The organism is Roseovarius sp. (assembly GCF_048262375.1).
Lineage (GTDB): Bacteria > Pseudomonadota > Alphaproteobacteria > Rhodobacterales > Rhodobacteraceae > Roseovarius.
Map to the genome: position 1 here is coordinate 67,098 of NZ_JBLXFE010000002.1, position 18,010 is coordinate 85,107.

Below are 18,010 nucleotides of genomic sequence, written 5' to 3' on the forward strand. Positions count from 1 at the left end.
GTGGCGTTGCCGCTCAGATGATCTCATCCTCGTCAAACAGGGCAGCCGCCTCAAGATGGGCGCTGATGCCCTCGGCCGCCGCTTCGGCGCGTGGGGTCTCCGCCACATGGCAGAGCGCGTCGCCCTCATAGACCACCGGCAGGTTGGTGCGCCCGATGATGATCCCGGTCACATCCGCCACCACTTCGGTCTCGACATCGCCAAAGGCATTGGCAACCGCTCCCAGCACCGTGCCCGGTTGCACCGCATCACCTACCGACAGATAGCCCCGAAACAGCCCGCCGCGCGGCGCACGATACCAGCGCGAGCGCGCAGCGCGGATCGGCACACCGCGCGCGCGCGGCACGCTCTTGGCCCCGATCATGCCCAGATGTTTCATCACCCGCAGGATACCGCTGACGCCCGCGCGTGCTGCGAATTCGTCAAACCGCAGCCCCTCGCCGCCCTCATAGAGCAACACATCGACCCCCACCTGCTCGGCGGCCATGCGCAACGATCCGTCGCGCAGCTTTGACTCCATCATCACCGGCGCGCCAAAGGCGCGGCCAAGCTCTTCTAGCCGCGCATTGCCCGGCGTGAGGCGGATTTGCGGCAGGTTGGTGCGGTGGATCGCGGCGGAATGCAGGTCGATGCCCACATCGGCGCGCCGCACCACCTGCTCCATAAAGATATGCGCCAGTTGCGACGCCATCGACCCCTCACTCACCCCCGGAAACACCCGGTTGAGATCGCGCCGGTCCGGCAAATAGCGCTTGTGATTGAGAAACCCGAAGGTGTTGACAATCGGCACCGCCATCAGGGTGCCCGCGATCGACGTGAGCGGTGCGGCCTTGAGCAGGCGGCGCATGATCTCGACCCCGATCACCTCGTCACCATGAATAGCCGCCGACACGAACAGGACCGGCCCCGCCCGCCGCCCATGGATCACCTCGACCGATAGATTGACCGGCGTGTGATTGGACAGCGTGCTGACCGGGATATCCACCCGTGCCCGCGTTCCGGCCTCAACGGACATACCGCCGATATCAAAGGGTTTGCGCCGCGCCATGCCAACCTCATTCTGTCTGACACCAAAGGCTTAAAGCAATTTCAGGAAAAGTTGATAGATTTTTTCAGTTCGAAATTGCGACAAATCAAACAATTAGAGCCTATCGGCGTCTCAACGAAAAACCGAACGGCTCATGGCAATTCCGGTGGGGCGGCCCATGGCAAGCGCAGGCTGCACTCGCCCCGCACCCTGTCGTCTGATCTGGCCTTTTGCCGGCGTCCGTGCCACCTCTGTGCGATGAGCACGATCCCGCCTCAGCCTTGCCCTGTCTGCCGCGCTGCCGCTTGCGTGCCGTTTGGCCTGTTTGACAATCAGCCCTATTGGCGCTGTACGGCCTGTCAGGCACGCGGCCTCGATCCTGCGTGGTATCCCGACGCCCAAACCGAACAGGCGGTCTACCAGCAGCACGAAAACCGGATCGACGATCCCGGCTACCGCCGTTTCCTGTCCCGGCTGGCAGAGCCGCTGCGTGCACGGCTGGCCCCCGGTGCACAGGGGCTGGACTATGGCTGTGGTCCGGGGCCTGCGCTGGCCACGATGCTGACCGAGGCGGGGCATGACATGGCGCTCTATGATCCGTATTTTCACTGCGATCCTGAACCGCTGCACAAGACCTATGATTTCATCACCTGCACCGAGGTCGTCGAGCATTTTTACCACCCCGCCCATGAGTTCGACCGGCTGGGTGCGATGCTGCGTCCCGGGGGCTGGCTGGCGATCATGACCTGTTTTCAGACAGAGGATGCCCGCTTTGCGCGGTGGCATTACCGGATGGACCCGACGCATGTGGTATTCTACCGGGCCGAAACCTTCGCCCGGATTGCCGAAATGCGGGGTTGGTCCTGCACCATCCCCAGCAAGGATGTGGTGCTTTTGCAGATGCCCGTACCATGACAAGCGCCCTGCATCAAAGCCGCCTTGAGGCGGTGATCCAAGCCGTCACCGGAACCGGGGCGCAGACGGTTCTCGATCTGGGCTGCGGCGCAGGCGATCTTATTTTGCGTCTGGCCCCCCTCGCCCGGATCACACGCCTGACCGGGCTGGATATCGACCTTAACTCACTGCGGACCCTGCGAGAGCGGCTTGCCGACATACCCCCCAAAACGCGCGCCAAGGTGCAACTGGCGCAGGCCTCAATGACCGCCGCGCATCCCAACCTGCGCGGCTATGACTGCGCTTGCCTGGTGGAAACCATCGAACATCTGCCGCTTGGCGATCTCAACCGGCTGGAGCGTGCGCTCTTTGCCGATATGCGTCCCGGCCATGTGATCGTGACCACCCCCAACGCCGAGTTCAATCCGGTGCTGGGGGTGCCTGCACACAGATTTCGCCATCCGGGGCATCATTTCGAATGGGGACGGGCGCGGTTCAAAGGCTGGGCCGGGGGCGTGGCGGCGCGCAATGGCTATAGCGTCACCTGCCATGACATCGGCGGCACGCATCCCACTTTGGGCGGCGCGAGCCAGATGGCGGTGTTTCAGCGGCAGGGATGACCTGGGCCTTGAGCGTGACCCAAGCGAGAAGCCACGCTTGGGGCCAGCATCATCTCCACGCCAAACTACCCCTTAAGACTGGTCTTGCGCAGATACGGCAACACCGTCTCGAACGTGCCGAACTTGGCTTCGGCATCGGCATCGCTCAGGCTGGCCGGGATGATCACATCCTGCCCGACGGTCCAATCCGCAGGCGTCGCCACGCCGTTCTTGGATGTGGTCTGCAACGCATCGAGCGCGCGCAGCACCTCGGCGAAATTGCGCCCCACAGTCATCGGATAGGTCATGCTCAGCTTGAGCTGCTTGTCCGGCCCGATGATAAAGACAGAGCGCACCGTGGCGCTGTCATTGGGCGTGCGCCCGTCGGGCAGATAGGCCTCGGCGGGCAACATGTCGAACGCCTTGGACACCTCGAGCCCCGCATCGGCGATGATCGGAAAACGTGCGGCGCTGCCGCCCACCTTTTCGATATCACCCTTCCATTTACGGTGATCCTCAACCCCGTCCACCGACACGCCAATCACCTTGCAGCCGCGCTTGTCCCATTCGTCGGCCAACCGCGCCACGGCACCGAATTCAGTGGTGCAGACAGGCGTGAAATCCTTGGGATGCGAGAACAGGATCGCCCAAGCGTCGCCGATCCAGTCATGCAGCGAAATCTTGCCCAGATCAGTTTCAACCGTCAGATCCGGGATCACATCATTGATACGAAGGCCCATAGCCTGTCCTTTCCTGTTTTCCACCACGAGCGGCAACAATTTGATCAAATTATTGCCGCAGCGTCCTATTTCCAACCTTGCAGGTCGGCATATCCCCTGACACAGTGCCGCAAAATCACTGGAGGTCAACACCATGATCGAGAAACGTCAGTTCTACATCAATGGCGCTTGGGTTAATCCCCTCGCGGCAAAAGAGCACAAGGTCATCAACCCCTCAACCGAAGAGCCCTGCGCGGTGATCTCTCTGGGCGGGCAGGCGGATACCGATGCCGCGGTAGCGGCGGCCAAGGCGGCCTTTCCGGCATGGATGGCCACACCACACGCGGAACGCATTGCGTATGCCGAGAAAATTCTAGCAGCCTACAAGGCCCGCGAAGAAGATATGGCGCAGGCGATCAGCCTCGAGATGGGGGCGCCCATCGACATGGCGCGCGAACAGCAGGTCGGCGCCGGAAGCTGGCACATTGCCAATTTCATCCAAGCTGCGCGCGATTTCAGCTTTGACGAACCGCTCGGCGATCACGCGCCGAATGACCGGATCATCCACGAGGCGGTGGGTGTCGTTGGCATGATCACGCCGTGGAACTGGCCGATGAACCAGATTACGCTCAAGGTGATTGCGGCGCTGGTTGCGGGCTGCACCATGATCCTCAAACCTTCTGAGGAATCACCGCTCAACGCTGTGATCTTTGCCGAAATCGTCGATGCCGCGGGCTTGCCCAAGGGGGTGTTCAACCTTGTCAACGGCGATGGCGTGGGCGTGGGCAGCCAACTCACCGCGCATCCCGATGTGGACATGATCAGCTTTACCGGCTCGTCGCGCGCCGGGCGCATCATTTCCAAATCCGCCGCCGACACGCTCAAGCGCGTGAGCCTTGAATTGGGCGGCAAGGGCGCGAACCTGATCTTTGCCGATGCCGATGACAAGGCGGTCAAGCGCGGCGTGATCCGCTGCATGAACAACACCGGCCAATCCTGCAATGCGCCGACCCGTATGCTGGTGCAACGCGAGATTTACGACTCTGCGGTCGAGATTGCCGCCGAGGCTGCAAACGCGATTGCCGTAGGCCCCGCCAACGAGGCCGGGCGTCACATCGGCCCGGTGGTCAACGAGGTGCAGTTCAACAAGATTCAGGACCTCATCCAAAAGGGTATCGACGAGGGCGCGCGGCTGGTCGCGGGCGGCACCGGGCGGCCTGACGGGCTCAACCGGGGCTTTTATGTGAAGCCCACGATCTTTGCCGATGTCACCAACCAGATGACCATCGCACGCGAGGAAATTTTTGGTCCGGTCCTCGCGATCATCCCGTTTGATACCGAAGAGGATGGTATCGCCATCGCCAATGACACGCCTTACGGCCTCACCAACTATGTGCAGACCGGTGATCCGGCACGGGCCAACCGTCTGGCACGCGCCCTGCGCTCGGGCATGGTGGAAATGAACGGGCAATCTCGTGGCGCAGGCGCGCCCTTTGGCGGTATGAAGCTGTCAGGGCATGGGCGCGAAGGCGGAAAATGGGGCATCGAGGATTTCCTCGAAGTCAAATCCGTCTCAGGCTGGACCCCCGGCGCCTGAACCTTTGACGGGCGCGCCTTTGCCCTGCGCAACCCGCGTGACACCACGCGGCGCGAGGGCGCGCAGCCTGCGGGCATATTGTGGGCGGGAGTAAAAACTCTGGCCCACAATCGAAGGCCGGCACGGGCAGTTTTATAGTGCCCCAGCCCCCCGCCCACCACTTCGTTCCGTCCTAGTAATCGGCATTTCCCTCGTGGAGGATAGAAACCGACGCGGAACTGTGGGGGTCGTCGAGAAAAGACCGCCAGCACCGCCTTCAGCGCTGACAACACACCCATCTCACTCAACGCATTGGGATTTCCCGAAGCGGTGGGATCAGCCACCGCATGCGTCAGGCCGTGCGGCGTAACGGGTCGGGATGCGATCGGATGCGTGATAGCGGATCACCACCTCGCCCCTGCGCCGCGGCACCATGGCCCGGTCAACATTTGACCCGGCTCATTTTCGGGTCGTAAAGCGGGCCGAGCTGCACCTCGCACGGAACCCGGTCGGTGGCGACCTCAAGCTCGTATGCGCCGCTCAAGACGTAGTCGCGGTCGATGACCTCCTTCGAACGCACATAGCCATACCCGATGGACTTGCCGACAGTGTAACCAAAACCGCCGCTGGTCAGCCAGCCAACACGCTCGCCATTTCTGTAAATGGTCTCGCGCCCCGACAGAACGACCTCCGGCTGAGTGGTGAAACAAGCGAGAATCTTTTTCACGCCTTGATCGCGCTGTGTTTCGGCGGCGATGCGGCCCTTGAAGTCGATGTTCTTTTTCAACTTCACAGCCCAGTCCAGGCCAGCCTCCGCAGGCGTGTGATCCGCGCCGATATCGGACGCCCACGCCCGATAGCCCTTCTCCAGCCGCAGGCTCTCGATGGCGCGATAGCCTGCATCGCGCAAACCGTGCGGCATGCCTGCATCCATCAACGCGTCGTAAACCGCTGTTGCATACTCGACGGGCAGATGAAGCTCCCATCCCAGTTCGCCCACATAGGTAACGCGCAGCGCCTTGACCGGGCAGCCTGCGATTCCGATCATTCTTGCAGTCCCGAACCTGAAAGCCTCGCTCGACACATCGTCACGGGTCACAGCCTGAAGGATGTCACGCGCCTTTGGCCCCATCAGGGACAGTACCGCATAGGAAGAGGTCACGTCGACCACCTGCGCATTCATTCCCTTGGGTATGTTGCGGGAGATCCAGTCGAAATCATGGGTCGCGTAGCCGGTCCCCGTGACGATGTAGTATTCATCCTTCGCCACACGCACGGCGGTCAGGTCACACTCGATCCCGCCCCGGTCATTCAACATCTGCGTGTAAACAATAGACCCAACCGGCTTGGCCACGTCATTGGCCGCGATCCAGCTCAGCGCGGCCTCAGCATCGGGGCCTTTAAGCGTGAACTTGGCAAAAGACGTCTGATCGAACAAAACGGCAGCTTCGCGGCAGGCCTTATGCTCCTCGCCCACGGTATCGAACCAGTTCTGACGACCGAAGCTGTAGGCATCCTTGGCTTCCATCCCGTTCACGGCGAACCAGTTTGGCCGTTCCCATCCCAATTTTTCGCCGAAACACGCGCCCTTTGCGGACAGCTTGTCGTACAGCGGCGATTTGCGGCAGGGGCGACCCGAGCTGTGCTCTTCAAACGGCCAGGCCATCGTGTAGTGCTTGCCATAGGCCTCGATCGTGCGGGTTCGTACCCAGTCGGTATCGAAATGCGGCCGCCCAAAGCGGCGAATATCCACGGGCCAGAGATCGAACGGCGGCTCGCCCTTGGCAACCCATTCGGCCAGCGCCATGCCAGCACCGCCACCTGCGGCAATGCCATAGGCGTTGAACCCGGCACCCACGAAGAAGTTCTTCAGTTCCGGCGCTTCGCCGAGGATGAAATTGCCGTCCGGCGTGAAGCTCTCGGGCCCATTGACCAACTGCTTGATCCCCGCGGTTTCCAGTGCCGGAACGCGCCCCATGGCCAATTCCACCAGTTGTTCGAAATGATCAAAGTTTGACCCCAGCAGCGTGTAGTGGAAACCCTTCGGGATGCCGTTTACCGCCCAGGGAATCGGGTTCGCTTCGTACCCGCCCATCACGAGCCCGCCGACTTCCTCCTTGTAGTAGGTGAGCCGATCAGGATCGCGCAACGTCGGCAGGCCGGACGTGACACCGTCGATCTGTTCGGTCACCATGTATTGGTGCTCCATCGGCACCAGAGGCACGTTGACCCCTACAGTCTGGGCAAACGTCCGCGTCCACTGGCCCCCGCAAAGGATCACCTTCTCGCATTCAATAAAGCCTTTCTCGGTCATAACACCTTTGATGACGCCGTCTTCCAGCTCGATCTTCGTAACCTTGGTGTCCTCAAGGATCGTGGCGCCAGCCTGACGCGCGCCCTTGGCGAGCGACAGGGTGATGTCCGAGGGGTTGGCCTGCCCGTCAGTCGGCATATAGGCCGCGCCAACAACATCATCGACCGTCATCAGCGGCCAGAGTTCCTTGGCCTCGGACGGGGTCAATAGCTGCATGTCGAGGCCGAAGGAATGGGCCGTTGTCGCCTGCCGCTTCACCTCGGTCCAGCGTTCCTGATTACAGGCAAGTCGCAGCCCGCCGTTCATTTTCCATCCGGTGGCCTGACCCGTTTCCGCCTCAAGCTTGTTGTAGAGATCGACGGAATACCCCAACAGCTGGGTGATATTGGCATTCGAACGCAGTTGGCCGACAAGACCCGCTGCATGGAAGGTCGTACCCGACGTCAGCTTTTTGCGCTCAAGCAGGACAACGTCGGTCCAACCCATTTTGGCAAGGTGGTAAGCGGTCGAGCATCCTACGATCCCCCCGCCGATGATGACCGCTTTCGCGCTTGTCGGAAATGTGCTCATATTGATCCTCATATGGATTGGAAATCGGAAAGGGCCGTTTGAAAACGCGACAGGTTCTTTTCCGTGTAATCCGCGTATTCAAATGTGATGTCCGAGTGGATTTCTGAAACCATGCTCCACATCGTTTCCCGAAGGAGCGATGCGCATTTCATGGCGCGATAGCGGTTTTCGAGCTCATCCGTGAGCTGCGTCTCGAAATAGCTCTCGAGAAGCCAGCGTTCTTGTGCCGGGCTCAATTCGTTGTTCGAGGCAAGGCCCGCCAGATCGAAAAGCGGCGAGTTAAAGCCACCGTATTCCCAGTCAAGCAGCCATAGTCTGTCACCATCGTCTAGGAAATTTGCCGCCAGAAGATCATTGTGGCCGAGAACAATATCTACCTGTCCGATGGCGCGCTCCAGCATTGCGGCAGTTTTCAGCAGGTCATCAAGTCTCGGCACGTGGCGCGAGTTGTCCGCGCGCAGCGTTGCAGCGTAGTCGCGCAAGACATGGAAAACCCAGAATGTCAGAACCGGACCGCGCAGGTGCAATGGCGCCTCGCGGTGGCATTTTTTCAGTAGTGGCAGGATACGGGCCAGCATTTCATCGTTCCGTACCCCCGCCTCATCAAGAGTGGTGCCTTCGACGAATTCCAGCACCAGTATACCCGGCTCGGTATGGTGGATGGCCGGGGCGATACCGATCGCTTCGGCGGCACGATGCACCGCCTGTTCGTTGAAGCGCATGATCTGGTGCAGCGGAATATCCTGTCCGACCCGCACCACAAAGCGCCGCCCCGCATCGCTGAGCGCGACGTTGAAATTGGTGATCCCCCCGCCCAAAAGTTCGACCTGTTCCGGCGCGCTCCAGATCGCAAGTGACGTTGCCCGGTCATGCGCGGTTTGCTCTGCGGTGTTCATCTTTCCAGCCCCATATTTCTGCGCACTCGGTTTGCCGCCGCCGATAGGATGCGATCGGCAATGATCGCGATAAAGGCGATGGCAAGCCCCGCAACAATCCCCTGTCCGGAATTGGCCTTGGTCAGCGCGATATAAACTTCTTGGCCAAGGTCGCGTGTTCCAACCAGCGCGGTGATCACCAGCATCGACAAGGCAAGCATGATCGTCTGGTTCAATCCCAGCAACATCTCCGGAATGGCCATCGGCAGCTTTATTCGCCACAAAACCTGCCGTGGCGTACAACCAGACACGAGGCCGGCCTCGATCAGTTGCTGGTCGACATTTCGTATACCATGTGCGGCATAGCGCACCGCTGGGGCCATGGCATACAGCACCACGGCGATCATGGCCGAGAAGTCCCCCACCCTGAACAGCATCACCACCGGGATCAGATAGACAAAGCTGGGAAGCGTTTGCAGCGTATCCATCAGCGAGCCGATGACTCGGTTGGCCTTGTCGTTCTGGGCAGCAAAGATGCCCATCGGGATACCGATAGCAGAGGCGATCAGGACCGAAACCCCGCAGAGATAGACCGTAATCATCGCCTTGTCCCAAAGCCCTGCCGCAGCGATCAACGCGGTCAGTGAGCCGGTCAGCATCGCCAACCCAACGCCGCTCATGCGCCAGCCGATCAGCACCATGACCACGATGCCCCACGCCCACGGGATTCCGGTGAAAAAGTTCTTGATGGGCAGCAGCAGATAGGTCAGGAACACCGTCTTGACCGCTTCGAACGTGTCAAAGAAATGCACATTCATGTAACCCATCAGGTCCGACCAGAATGTCCCGGTCGAGAGGGTCGCAGCCTTGGGATAGGTCTGAACAGCTGCCGACAGACCACCCAGAAAGTAGGTGCAGACCGCCACCAACAGCACAGTCGCCAACCACGGATGCCGACCGATCACGTTTCGATCCGGATCCACCGCATGTGTGTCGGCCGGTCGGTTGGCAAAGGCCTGGCTCAGCCTGTCAAGCGCAATGGCCATGACCACGATGGCAAGCCCGGCCTCAATCCCGCCACCGATATCTAGGCGCCGCAGCGCGCCCAGCACATCAAAGCCAAGCCCCCCCGCCCCGATCATCGACGCGATGATGACCATATTAAGCGTTAGCATGATGACTTGGTTCACACCCACCATCAGCGTCGGCGCGGCCGAGGGTACGATCACCTTCCACATCATTTGCCACCGCGTGCAGCCGACCATGACCCCCACGTCCCTGACTTCCGACGGCACAGCTTGCAAGGCCATGACGGTCACCCGCACCATCGGCGGCATGGCATAGATGATGGTCGCCACCAGCGCGGCGACCGGCCCGAAACCGAAAAGAAAAAGGATCGGCACAAGATAGGCAAAGACCGGTACGGTCTGCATCAAATCGAGTATGGGGCGCAGCAGAGCCTCAAAGAGCGGCACCCGGTAAGCAAGAATACCAAGCAGCAGCCCACCCAACGATCCGATCGGCACGGCGATTAGCACCGACGCCAACGTGACCATGGCGCTCTGCCATTGTCCGAAAACCGCGAGATACAGGAAACAGCCGCCAACAAGCGCCGCGAGTTTCCAGTCACGGGCATAATGCGCCATTGCCGTCAGGGTAACGATGACCGCAATCCAGCTCAGGGACGGGGCGATTTCGACCGCCTGGTTGCCGAGCCCGACCGAGAAACCGTCGATCAGCAGGTCGCGCATGAAAAAATAGGGAAACTCGATCAGCGCTGCGATGAAGCGCGTGAGTTCGCGAAAGGTAAAGATGCCAAAGGTCGCGTCCTCCACCAGCCATTGCATGAAACGGCTGATCACGGACTCAGCCTTAAAAAGATATGCACTGGGGTATTTTATGATCCAGCGCGCATCGAGCGCCTTGTAAAGATCCCAAGAATAGCGGGAAAGCGCCCAGGTCAGAAAGAAGAGCGTCAGCCAAAACCAGCCGCTTCGCCCGGGAAGAAGGTGTTTGAGCCGCGTCATAAAGCCAGCTTTCGGCCGATAAGAACATCGACCACAGCCTGACGACCGATCGTGCCGACCGCGGCGCCCTCCTCGTCCACGACGACATATGGCAGTGCGCTGGCCTCGATCCGATCCGCGACCGCCTCGACCCGCAGATCAGCTTGCAACTCACCCGCCGTCTCGCCAACAGGCACGCCGGGTGTCATCACGCTGCGCAGCGAAAGAACCTTGGAGCGGGGAATGTGACGGGTGAATTCCTCGACATAATCGGTGGCCGGGTTGAGAACCAGTTCCTCAGGCGTGGCCACTTGTACCACCTCCCCGTCTTTCATGACGGCAATATGGTCGGCCAGCCGGATCGCCTCGTCGAAATCGTGGGTGATGAAAACGATCGTCTTGTGCAACATGCCCTGAAGCCGCAAAAACTCATCCTGCATTTCACGGCGAATAAGCGGATCGAGCGCCGAAAACGGCTCATCCAGGAACCAGAGATCGGGCTCGACGGCAAGCGAACGGGCGATGCCCACACGCTGCTGCTGCCCCCCCGAAAGCTGGCGCGGATAATAGCTTTCACGCCCTTTGAGGCCCACGAGGTCAATCACTTCCCGCGCACGCGCTTCGCGCTCCGCCCGTGGCACGCCCTGCACCTCAAGCGGAAAAGCGGCGTTCTGGAGAACGGTCAAATGTGGAAGCAGAGCGAAATGCTGGAACACCATGCCCATTTTCCGGCGCCTGATCTCGATCATCTCCTTGTCGGTCATCGACAAAAGGTTCCGTCCCTCAAAGAGGATCTCCCCCCCCGTGGGCTCGATCAGACGTGAAAGGCAACGCACGAGCGTGGATTTGCCCGAACCAGAAAGCCCCATGATGACAAATATCTCGCCCTGCCGGATTTGAACGCTGGCATCGCGGACAGCGCCAATCAGCCCCTGCGCCCGGATGTCCTCTGCGGTCAGTTTACCGCTCTTGCGCGCAAAGGCATCCTTCGCATTCGCGCCGTAGAGCTTCCAGACACCCCGGCAGTCCAGCAAGATCGATTTCTCCATGTCATCCTCGGGCACTGCTGCGCCTTTCGGGCCAAAGCCCGTTCAAGCGGAAACGAATTATCAGGGTTTTAGGGGCGGCGACCTGTGCGCCGCCCCGGGGATCGTCACGCCGGTCAGTCAGCGATCCACGCGGACCAAGTGTCTTTGTTGGCTGCAAGCCACGCATCGCTGACCTCGTCAACGGATTTGCCGTTGAGATCGACATCACCGACCATTGCGCCCATGTCTTCGTTGCTGATCGTAAAGGCCTCGACGGCCCTAGCAGCTCCGGGCCACGTCTGTTCCAACCCCGACCACGCGACTTTCCAGATCGGGCCCGTCGGCTTACCACAGTCATAGGCCAAGCTTGGATTGCTGCCCCAAGATGGGTCTTCGTAGCATTCCGTTGTGTAGGCAGGGAACTCCACGAAGCGGCCCTCATACTTGGTCGGCGCCCAATGCGGCGAATAAATCCAGAGAACGATGGGGGCCTTGCGCTGATACGCGCTCTCCAGCTCGGCAAAGAGCGCAGCGTCGGTACCGGCATGCACGACTTCAAAATCCATCTCGAGCGCCTCAATGCGCTCTTCGTCAAAGCCGCCCCAAGTGACCGGCCCCCCCAGATATCGGCCCATCGAACCGGTTTCAGGCGTCGAGAACTCTCTGGCGCAATCGTTGAGCGCCGTCCAGTCCGGCAGCCCCGGGCAGACCTCTTCCATATAGGAGGGATACCACCATTCCTCGATCGCCTTCATGCCTGTCTCGCCCATGTTGACGACATTTCCAGTCGCGACAGCCTCGTCCATCGCCTCGCGCCCGGTCGTTTCCCATATCTCCATCGCAACATGAAGGTCGCCGGTTTTGAGACCCGCGAATTGCGCGATGTAGTCAGCCTGAACATATTCGACATTGTACCCCGCCTCAGCGAGCACCTTGCCCATGATCGTCGTCGTCAAAAGCTGACCGCTCCAGTCATGCAAGGTCAGCTTGATCGGCTCCTGCGATTCCGCTTCAGCAAAGGCCGCGCCGGTCATGCCCAATCCGACAAGTGTTGCAGCTGCAAATTTCCTTATACGCATTTTCATTATCCCTGTTGTTTTTTGTTCCGCCCCGAATGCCATAACCGGCCGTCGATTCGCCCTATTGCTCCACTGAATTTCCAACGTTTTCCAACACAAATCAACATTTTTATTTCCACAATGTGGCTTTAGTGATGGATATTCGTTTGTTTATGTGGTTATTTGCGGCAAATCATTCAAAGACGCTCCAGAATCCCACATGTCAAACGATCCCACCCCACCTACGCCGGAAAGCAAGACGCTGCCGCTGTCATCGCGCGGGGCCGAGATCATCGAGCTGGTCGCCCGGGCCGGCGGGAGTATGCGCATCCAGTCAATCGCCGAGGCGCTGGAAGTGACCGAAGAGACCATACGGCGCAACGTTCGGCGCCTGTCCGACGAAGGGTTGGTACATAAGGTGCATGGCGGCGTCCTGCTGCAGCACGGATCAACCGAACTGAGCTTCACTCAGCGGATGGCGGAAAACCCTGCCCCGAAACAACGTATCGCGGCGCATGTGGCCGCGCTGATCGGCGATGGCTCCTCACTATTTCTGGATGTCGGCTCGACGACCGCTTTCATAGCAAAGGCGCTAATGGGGCATCATGAACTGCTGGTCGTGACGAACTCAATAGCGGTCGCCCACTGCCTCGCCGCACGCAACAACAACCGTGTTTTCATGCCCGGCGGCGAACTGCGCGGCCATGATGGCGGCATCTTCGGAGCACAGGCGCTGGACTTCGTAAAACAGTTCCGAACCGACTTTGCGGTCCTGTCTGCAGCAGCGATCAATGCACAAACCGGATTCATGCTCTTCGACATGGATGAGGCTGTCTATTCCCGCGCTATCATGGCAAACTCAAAGACCCGTATCCTCGCCGCCGACAACACCAAATTCGGTCGCGCCGCGCCGATTGCCATCGGTGCGCCATCGACCGTGGACCTACTGATTACCAACGCCCCGCCTCCCGAAGAAATCCAGAATGCCGCCCGGATGTGGGGCACGGAAATCGTCGTTGCGGGCTGAACCCGAAAGACAGACCATGCCACCTCTGACCGACCTGCACGCCCGTCTGGACAAGGCCCTAGAGATCACCGAGACCGCGAGTCGGATCTCGCTCACGCATTTCAATGGTGCGCTTGAAATTGTCACCAAGGCCGATGCCAGCCCCGTCACAATAGCGGATCAGGAAACCGAACGGTCAATTCGCGACGCATTGCAGAAAGCCTACCCCGACGACGGGCTCTTCGGTGAGGAGTACGGCATTGAGGGTCTTGGGAAAGAAACCGTCTGGGTGGTTGATCCGATCGACGGCACCCGTTCCTTCATCGCGGGCGTCCCGCTGTTCGGAATGCTGCTGGCGATGACACAAGGGCAGAAGCCCCTTTTGGGCATTTGCCGCTTGCCGGCCCTCGGCCAGGTCTACGCAGCGGCAAGAGGCATGGGCGCCACCCGAAACGGAACCAGCATTGCCGTGTCCGATTGCAGGACGATCGACGACGCAATGCTCTTTATCAACGAGGGCGAAAAGATTTATGCTGACGTACCAGCCGTGTTCGCGCGGCTCATGCAGGCCGGACGCCTCCGGCGTCTGTCATATGATTGTCAGCCTCATGCGCTCTTGGCAGAAGGCAAGATCGACGCGGTTGTCGACTATGATCTGAAACCCTACGATTTTCTTGCCATGGTCCCAATTATTGAAGAGGCCGGTGGCGTGATTACCGATTGGCAAGGCATGCCGCTCCATTTCCAATCCGAAGGTCGGGTCGTCAGTGCCGCCACACCAGAACTCCACGCCGAACTGATTGCGCTTCTGAACTAAAAAACGGGCGCGTGGGATCATCCACACGCCCGCAAGTCAGGGAGAGAGAACTATTCAGCCTCGGCGCACGGCTTCGACATGGCCAGCAAAAGCCGGATCCGTCATCAACGCTTTGCATCGCTCGAACCGGTTGATGGCATAGGCCCAGAAATCTTCTGCGGGGTTGCCATCTGCGTGCTGGATCAGCCCCCAGAGAGTCCACAGCAAATCGCACATAGCCTTGTAGATAACCGTTCGCCCAACCTGCTCGTCCGTGGGCGCCTTGCCAAAATAGGCGGTCAGCATCTCGATATCCTGCGCGTCCGTTAGCCCTGCCTCGACCGACAGATCGCCAAGATCCCAAAGCGGATCGTTCATCCCGGAATATTCGAAATCGACGATCCACATACGGTCGCCATCGTCGAGGAAGTTTTCGCACAATGGATCGCAATGGCTCGGCACAAGCGCGCCGGGTTTGTCGGCGAGAAGTTTCTTGATCGGCTCCGCCTCGGCGACGACTCCGGCGTAACCATCGGGCAGGTCCGTATCCTTGGAGGATAGCACCTTGAGGTAATCGCCGATCATCGAAAACAGTTCAAAGCGGAACTTGAAGGGCTCGTTTGCGTCGTGAAGCTGACGCAATGCGGCTCCGGCGCGGGCGGGCGCACCCGATCTGGACTGAAACAGGTCCGGCGTCATCGTGACGATACCCTCGACACATTCACAAACAAGGTTCCCGGAGGCCGCATCGTCCCAAAGCACTCGGGGCGCGACCCCGGTCTTGGCTGCAACCTTCGTGTTGTGGATTTCAACGGCCCGGTCGATATATTCCTCGGTGCCATCGCCCGGAATACGCACGATCACGCTGCGCCCCCCGGTTTCGACCCGGTACACAAGGTTCGTCAACCCGCCCAACCTTTGAACGCTCACGCTCTGCGGCGTGACATCCGCCAAGCCTTCGACCTTTTGCAGGACGTTCAAAACCCTTTCAATGTTATCCTCTGTCACCTCTCGCTACCCCTCTGGTATGGCCTCTCAGGCCTTCAGCCGGTCATCGGTCGGATCATAGAGCGGCCCGTCTACTCGGCGGATCGGATGTCGTTCGCCGAACACCTCCAGTTCAAAATCGTTCTCCCTGTCCAGCGCCGCTGGCAGGTACCCGAGGATGATCGTCTTGCCGACCGTATTGCCGTACCCCGCGCTGGAGGCCAGTGACACCACTTCGTTCCCGCGCAGGATAGTCTCGCCGCCGGTGATAGGCAGCTTGTCATCGCAAATGAAGGTGCAAAGCCGCCGTTCGGTTCCATTCGTTTTCTGCTGTTCTAGCACGGCGCGGCCGGTGTAATCGCCCTTGCTGGTCAAGTGGACACGGAACCCCAGCCCGGCCTCGACGGGCGTGTAATCTGGCGTGATGTCAGCGCTCCAGTAAAGATAACCCTTTTCCAGCCGCAGAGACTCGATCGCGCGGTAGCCGACGTCGCGAACTCCATGCGCCTGCCCGGCATCCCACAGGCAATCATAGACATGCCGCGCGAATTCGGTCGCCACATGCAGCTCCCACCCCAGTTCGCCAACATAACCGATACGCACCGCTTGAACATGGGCCGCACCCACGATGATCTCCTTCGCGGTGCCAAAGGGGAAAGCTTCATTTGACAGATCCATCTCGCTGACCGCCTGAAGCACGTTGCGCGCCTTTGGACCACAAATGTTGATCACGGCCCGGGCCGAGGTCATGTCGATCAGGTGCACTGAGCCATCCTTTGGCAGGGCGCGGCGAATCCAGTCACTGTCATGCACACCAAACCCGGACCCGGTGACGATATAAAACCGATCCCGACCCAGGCGCGTTATGGTCAGATCAGCCTCAATCCCGCCCATCTCGTTGCAAAGCTGGGTATAGATGACACTGCCCACGGGCTTGTCCATGTTGGACACGGCCATGCCCTGTATCGCCTCCAGCGCTCCCGCCCCGATCAGTTCGAACTTGGCAAAACTCGACTGGTCGATCAGCGCAACGCCCTCGCGCACCGCCTTGTGCTCTTCTGCGGCATACTGTTTCCAGCCGGGATTGATGAAATCCAGTTGATCGACCGGCTCGACACCTTCCGGCGCGAACCAGAGTGGGCGCTCCCACCCATTTTTCGAGCCGTAAACGGCACCATGGCCCTTCAACCGGTCATAAAGCGGGCTCAGGCGCAGATTGCGGGCGGTTTCCGCCTCCTGTCCAGGATAGCGCATCTTGTAGTGATGCGCATAATGCTCGACCGCACGCGGATACATAAAGGCGCGTGCCGAGTGGTGCGGGCTGAACCGACGCACATCAAGCGGCCACAGATCGAGACTGGGGCGACCTTCGACAATCCACTCCGCGATCATCTCGCCAGCACCGCCCCCGGCAGCAATGCCATAAAGGAAACCCGTCGACAGCATTAAGTTGTCCAGTTCCGGCGCCCAGCCCATGACAAAATCGCCATCAGCTGAATAAGGAATCGGGCCGTTGATGACCTGGCGGATACCCACTTCATTGACGACCGGTGTTACCAAGCCCGCCATTTCCGCCAGCGGCGCAAAACGGTCGAGGTTGTCCGGCAGCAATTGCCGTACAAATTCGCCGGGAATGCCGTTGTCGCCAAAGGGCAATGTACCTTCTTCATAGCCGCCGATGACCAGCCGCCCGCCCGCATCAGGTTTGTAATAAACCAGCCGCTCAGGGTCGCGCAACGTGGGAAGACCTTTCACCAATTCCGGATTCGGCAGCGGTTCAGTCACAATATACTGGTGCTCAACAGCGCAGGCCGGCACGGTAATGCCCAGCTTCGCGGCAAGCTCGCGGCTCCACATACCTGCGGCCAGGATGACGTTTTCGGCCTCATAATCGCCCTCGGTCGTCATGACCTTCGTGATACGTCGATCGGTGATCTCGAAATCCGTGACTTTCACACCCTGCCTGATCTGCGCACCGCGCCTGCGCGCCCCGGCAGCGATCGCCTGACACAGGCTTGCCGGGTCCACATGGCCGTCGGACGGGATGAAAGCGGCACCCTCAAGCCCTTTTGCATCAATGTAAGGGAAAAGCTTCTGTGCATCCGCTGGCGTGATGATCTCCATATCAAGCCCGAAACTGCGAGCCATCGTTGCCAGCCGCTTAGCCTCCAGTAGGCGTTCGCGCGTAGCAGCAAGCCGCAGACTTCCGACTTTCTTCCAGTCAAAGGCCATTCCGGTTTCCAGTTCAAGAGCATCGTACATCGCAACCGAGCGCTTTAGCATCCGTGTCGTGTTGCGCGATGAGCGCAATTGCCCGACCAGCCCCGCCGCATGCCAAGTGGCCCCTTCTGTAAGGGATGCCTTCTCAAGAAGCACGATGTCCCTCTCGCCGGACTTGGCCAGATGATAGGCAATGGAGCAGCCGATGATCCCGCCCCCGATGATAAGGTGTTTCGCCGCGTGCGTCGTCATGCCAATCGACCCTTCTGAGACATTGCAATGTCTCGAAATACACATCTCATTTCAACACAAAGCAACATTTATATTTAGTTTAT

14 protein-coding genes are annotated in these 18,010 nt (G+C 59.8%); 5 read left to right on the forward strand and 9 right to left on the reverse strand.

From position 1 onward, the window contains the following. Positions 1-13: 13 nt before the first annotated feature. On the reverse strand, positions 14-1,048 hold the full coding sequence (locus ACN0SW_RS02870; RefSeq protein ID WP_417726392.1) for a succinylglutamate desuccinylase/aspartoacylase family protein: 1,035 nt from the start codon (positions 1,046-1,048) through the stop codon (positions 14-16). A gap of 237 nt (positions 1,049-1,285) precedes the next feature. On the opposite strand from ACN0SW_RS02870, the gene ACN0SW_RS02875 reads away from it, so the two are divergent. Both ACN0SW_RS02875 and ACN0SW_RS02880 read left to right on the forward strand, forming a co-directional pair. Further along, on the forward strand, positions 1,286-1,942 hold the full coding sequence (locus ACN0SW_RS02875; protein WP_417726393.1) for a class I SAM-dependent methyltransferase: 657 nt from the start codon (positions 1,286-1,288) through the stop codon (positions 1,940-1,942). Then, positions 1,939-2,541: a methyltransferase gene (locus ACN0SW_RS02880; RefSeq protein WP_417726394.1), complete on the forward strand. Its 603-nt coding sequence runs from the start codon at positions 1,939-1,941 to the stop codon at positions 2,539-2,541. The genes ACN0SW_RS02875 and ACN0SW_RS02880 overlap by 4 nt, the downstream gene beginning before the upstream one ends. A gap of 65 nt (positions 2,542-2,606) precedes the next feature. On the opposite strand, the gene ACN0SW_RS02885 is transcribed toward ACN0SW_RS02880, so the two are convergent. Further along, positions 2,607-3,260 carry a peroxiredoxin gene (locus ACN0SW_RS02885; RefSeq protein ID WP_417726395.1) on the reverse strand — a complete coding sequence of 218 codons (654 nt, stop codon included), beginning with the start codon at positions 3,258-3,260 and terminating at the stop codon, positions 2,607-2,609. A gap of 133 nt (positions 3,261-3,393) precedes the next feature. On the opposite strand from ACN0SW_RS02885, the gene ACN0SW_RS02890 reads away from it, so the two are divergent. Then, positions 3,394-4,836: an aldehyde dehydrogenase family protein gene (locus ACN0SW_RS02890; RefSeq protein ID WP_417726396.1), complete on the forward strand. Its 1,443-nt coding sequence runs from the start codon at positions 3,394-3,396 to the stop codon at positions 4,834-4,836. A gap of 421 nt (positions 4,837-5,257) precedes the next feature. On the opposite strand, the gene ACN0SW_RS02895 is transcribed toward ACN0SW_RS02890, so the two are convergent. The 5 genes from ACN0SW_RS02895 to ACN0SW_RS02915 form a co-directional block, all read right to left on the reverse strand. Beyond that, a complete protein-coding gene (locus ACN0SW_RS02895) occupies positions 5,258-7,699 on the reverse strand; it encodes a GcvT family protein (RefSeq protein ID WP_417726397.1) in 2,442 nt (813 codons plus the stop codon). A gap of 8 nt (positions 7,700-7,707) precedes the next feature. After that, entirely contained in the window at positions 7,708-8,595 is an 888-nt protein-coding gene (locus ACN0SW_RS02900; protein ID WP_417726398.1) for a phosphotransferase, read from the reverse strand. Then, positions 8,592-10,436 (reverse strand): ABC transporter permease, encoded by a 1,845-nt coding sequence (locus tag ACN0SW_RS02905; RefSeq protein WP_417726399.1) that lies wholly within the window; start codon positions 10,434-10,436, stop codon positions 8,592-8,594. The genes ACN0SW_RS02900 and ACN0SW_RS02905 overlap by 4 nt, the downstream gene beginning before the upstream one ends. A 161-nt stretch (positions 10,437-10,597) precedes the next feature. Continuing rightward, entirely contained in the window at positions 10,598-11,629 is a 1,032-nt protein-coding gene (locus ACN0SW_RS02910; RefSeq protein ID WP_417726655.1) for a quaternary amine ABC transporter ATP-binding protein, read from the reverse strand. Positions 11,630-11,742: 113 nt separating this feature from the next. Next, on the reverse strand, positions 11,743-12,687 hold the full coding sequence (locus ACN0SW_RS02915) for an ABC transporter substrate-binding protein (RefSeq protein ID WP_417726400.1): 945 nt from the start codon (positions 12,685-12,687) through the stop codon (positions 11,743-11,745). A gap of 199 nt (positions 12,688-12,886) precedes the next feature. Here ACN0SW_RS02915 and ACN0SW_RS02920 point away from each other — a divergent pair, with 199 nt between their 5' ends. Both ACN0SW_RS02920 and ACN0SW_RS02925 read left to right on the forward strand, forming a co-directional pair. Continuing rightward, positions 12,887-13,693 (forward strand): DeoR/GlpR family DNA-binding transcription regulator, encoded by an 807-nt coding sequence (locus ACN0SW_RS02920; protein ID WP_417726401.1) that lies wholly within the window; start codon positions 12,887-12,889, stop codon positions 13,691-13,693. Positions 13,694-13,709: 16 nt separating this feature from the next. Further along, complete coding sequence (locus ACN0SW_RS02925) at positions 13,710-14,489, forward strand: inositol monophosphatase family protein (protein WP_417726402.1); 780 nt, start codon at positions 13,710-13,712, stop codon at positions 14,487-14,489. 54 nt (positions 14,490-14,543) lie between these two features. Here the strand turns inward: ACN0SW_RS02925 and ACN0SW_RS02930 are convergent, their stop codons facing one another. Beyond that, positions 14,544-15,476: a choline/ethanolamine kinase family protein gene (locus ACN0SW_RS02930; RefSeq protein WP_417726403.1), complete on the reverse strand. Its 933-nt coding sequence runs from the start codon at positions 15,474-15,476 to the stop codon at positions 14,544-14,546. A 27-nt stretch (positions 15,477-15,503) separates the two neighbouring features. Next, complete coding sequence (locus tag ACN0SW_RS02935) at positions 15,504-17,927, reverse strand: GcvT family protein (protein ID WP_417726404.1); 2,424 nt, start codon at positions 17,925-17,927, stop codon at positions 15,504-15,506. Positions 17,928-18,010: the final 83 nt, after the last annotated feature.

Coding starts and splice junctions, on each gene's coding strand:
- ACN0SW_RS02870 (WP_417726392.1), bottom strand. CDS start 1,048: ATGGCGCGGCGCAAACCCTTTGATATCGGCGGTATGTCCGTTGAGGCC.
- ACN0SW_RS02875 (WP_417726393.1), top strand. CDS start 1,286: ATGAGCACGATCCCGCCTCAGCCTTGCCCTGTCTGCCGCGCTGCCGCT.
- ACN0SW_RS02880 (WP_417726394.1), top strand. CDS start 1,939: ATGACAAGCGCCCTGCATCAAAGCCGCCTTGAGGCGGTGATCCAAGCC.
- ACN0SW_RS02885 (WP_417726395.1), bottom strand. CDS start 3,260: ATGGGCCTTCGTATCAATGATGTGATCCCGGATCTGACGGTTGAAACT.
- ACN0SW_RS02890 (WP_417726396.1), top strand. CDS start 3,394: ATGATCGAGAAACGTCAGTTCTACATCAATGGCGCTTGGGTTAATCCC.
- ACN0SW_RS02895 (WP_417726397.1), bottom strand. CDS start 7,699: ATGAGCACATTTCCGACAAGCGCGAAAGCGGTCATCATCGGCGGGGGG.
- ACN0SW_RS02900 (WP_417726398.1), bottom strand. CDS start 8,595: ATGAACACCGCAGAGCAAACCGCGCATGACCGGGCAACGTCACTTGCG.
- ACN0SW_RS02910 (WP_417726655.1), bottom strand. CDS start 11,629: ATGGAGAAATCGATCTTGCTGGACTGCCGGGGTGTCTGGAAGCTCTAC.
- ACN0SW_RS02915 (WP_417726400.1), bottom strand. CDS start 12,687: ATGCGTATAAGGAAATTTGCAGCTGCAACACTTGTCGGATTGGGCATG.
- ACN0SW_RS02920 (WP_417726401.1), top strand. CDS start 12,887: ATGTCAAACGATCCCACCCCACCTACGCCGGAAAGCAAGACGCTGCCG.
- ACN0SW_RS02925 (WP_417726402.1), top strand. CDS start 13,710: ATGCCACCTCTGACCGACCTGCACGCCCGTCTGGACAAGGCCCTAGAG.
- ACN0SW_RS02935 (WP_417726404.1), bottom strand. CDS start 17,927: ATGACGACGCACGCGGCGAAACACCTTATCATCGGGGGCGGGATCATC.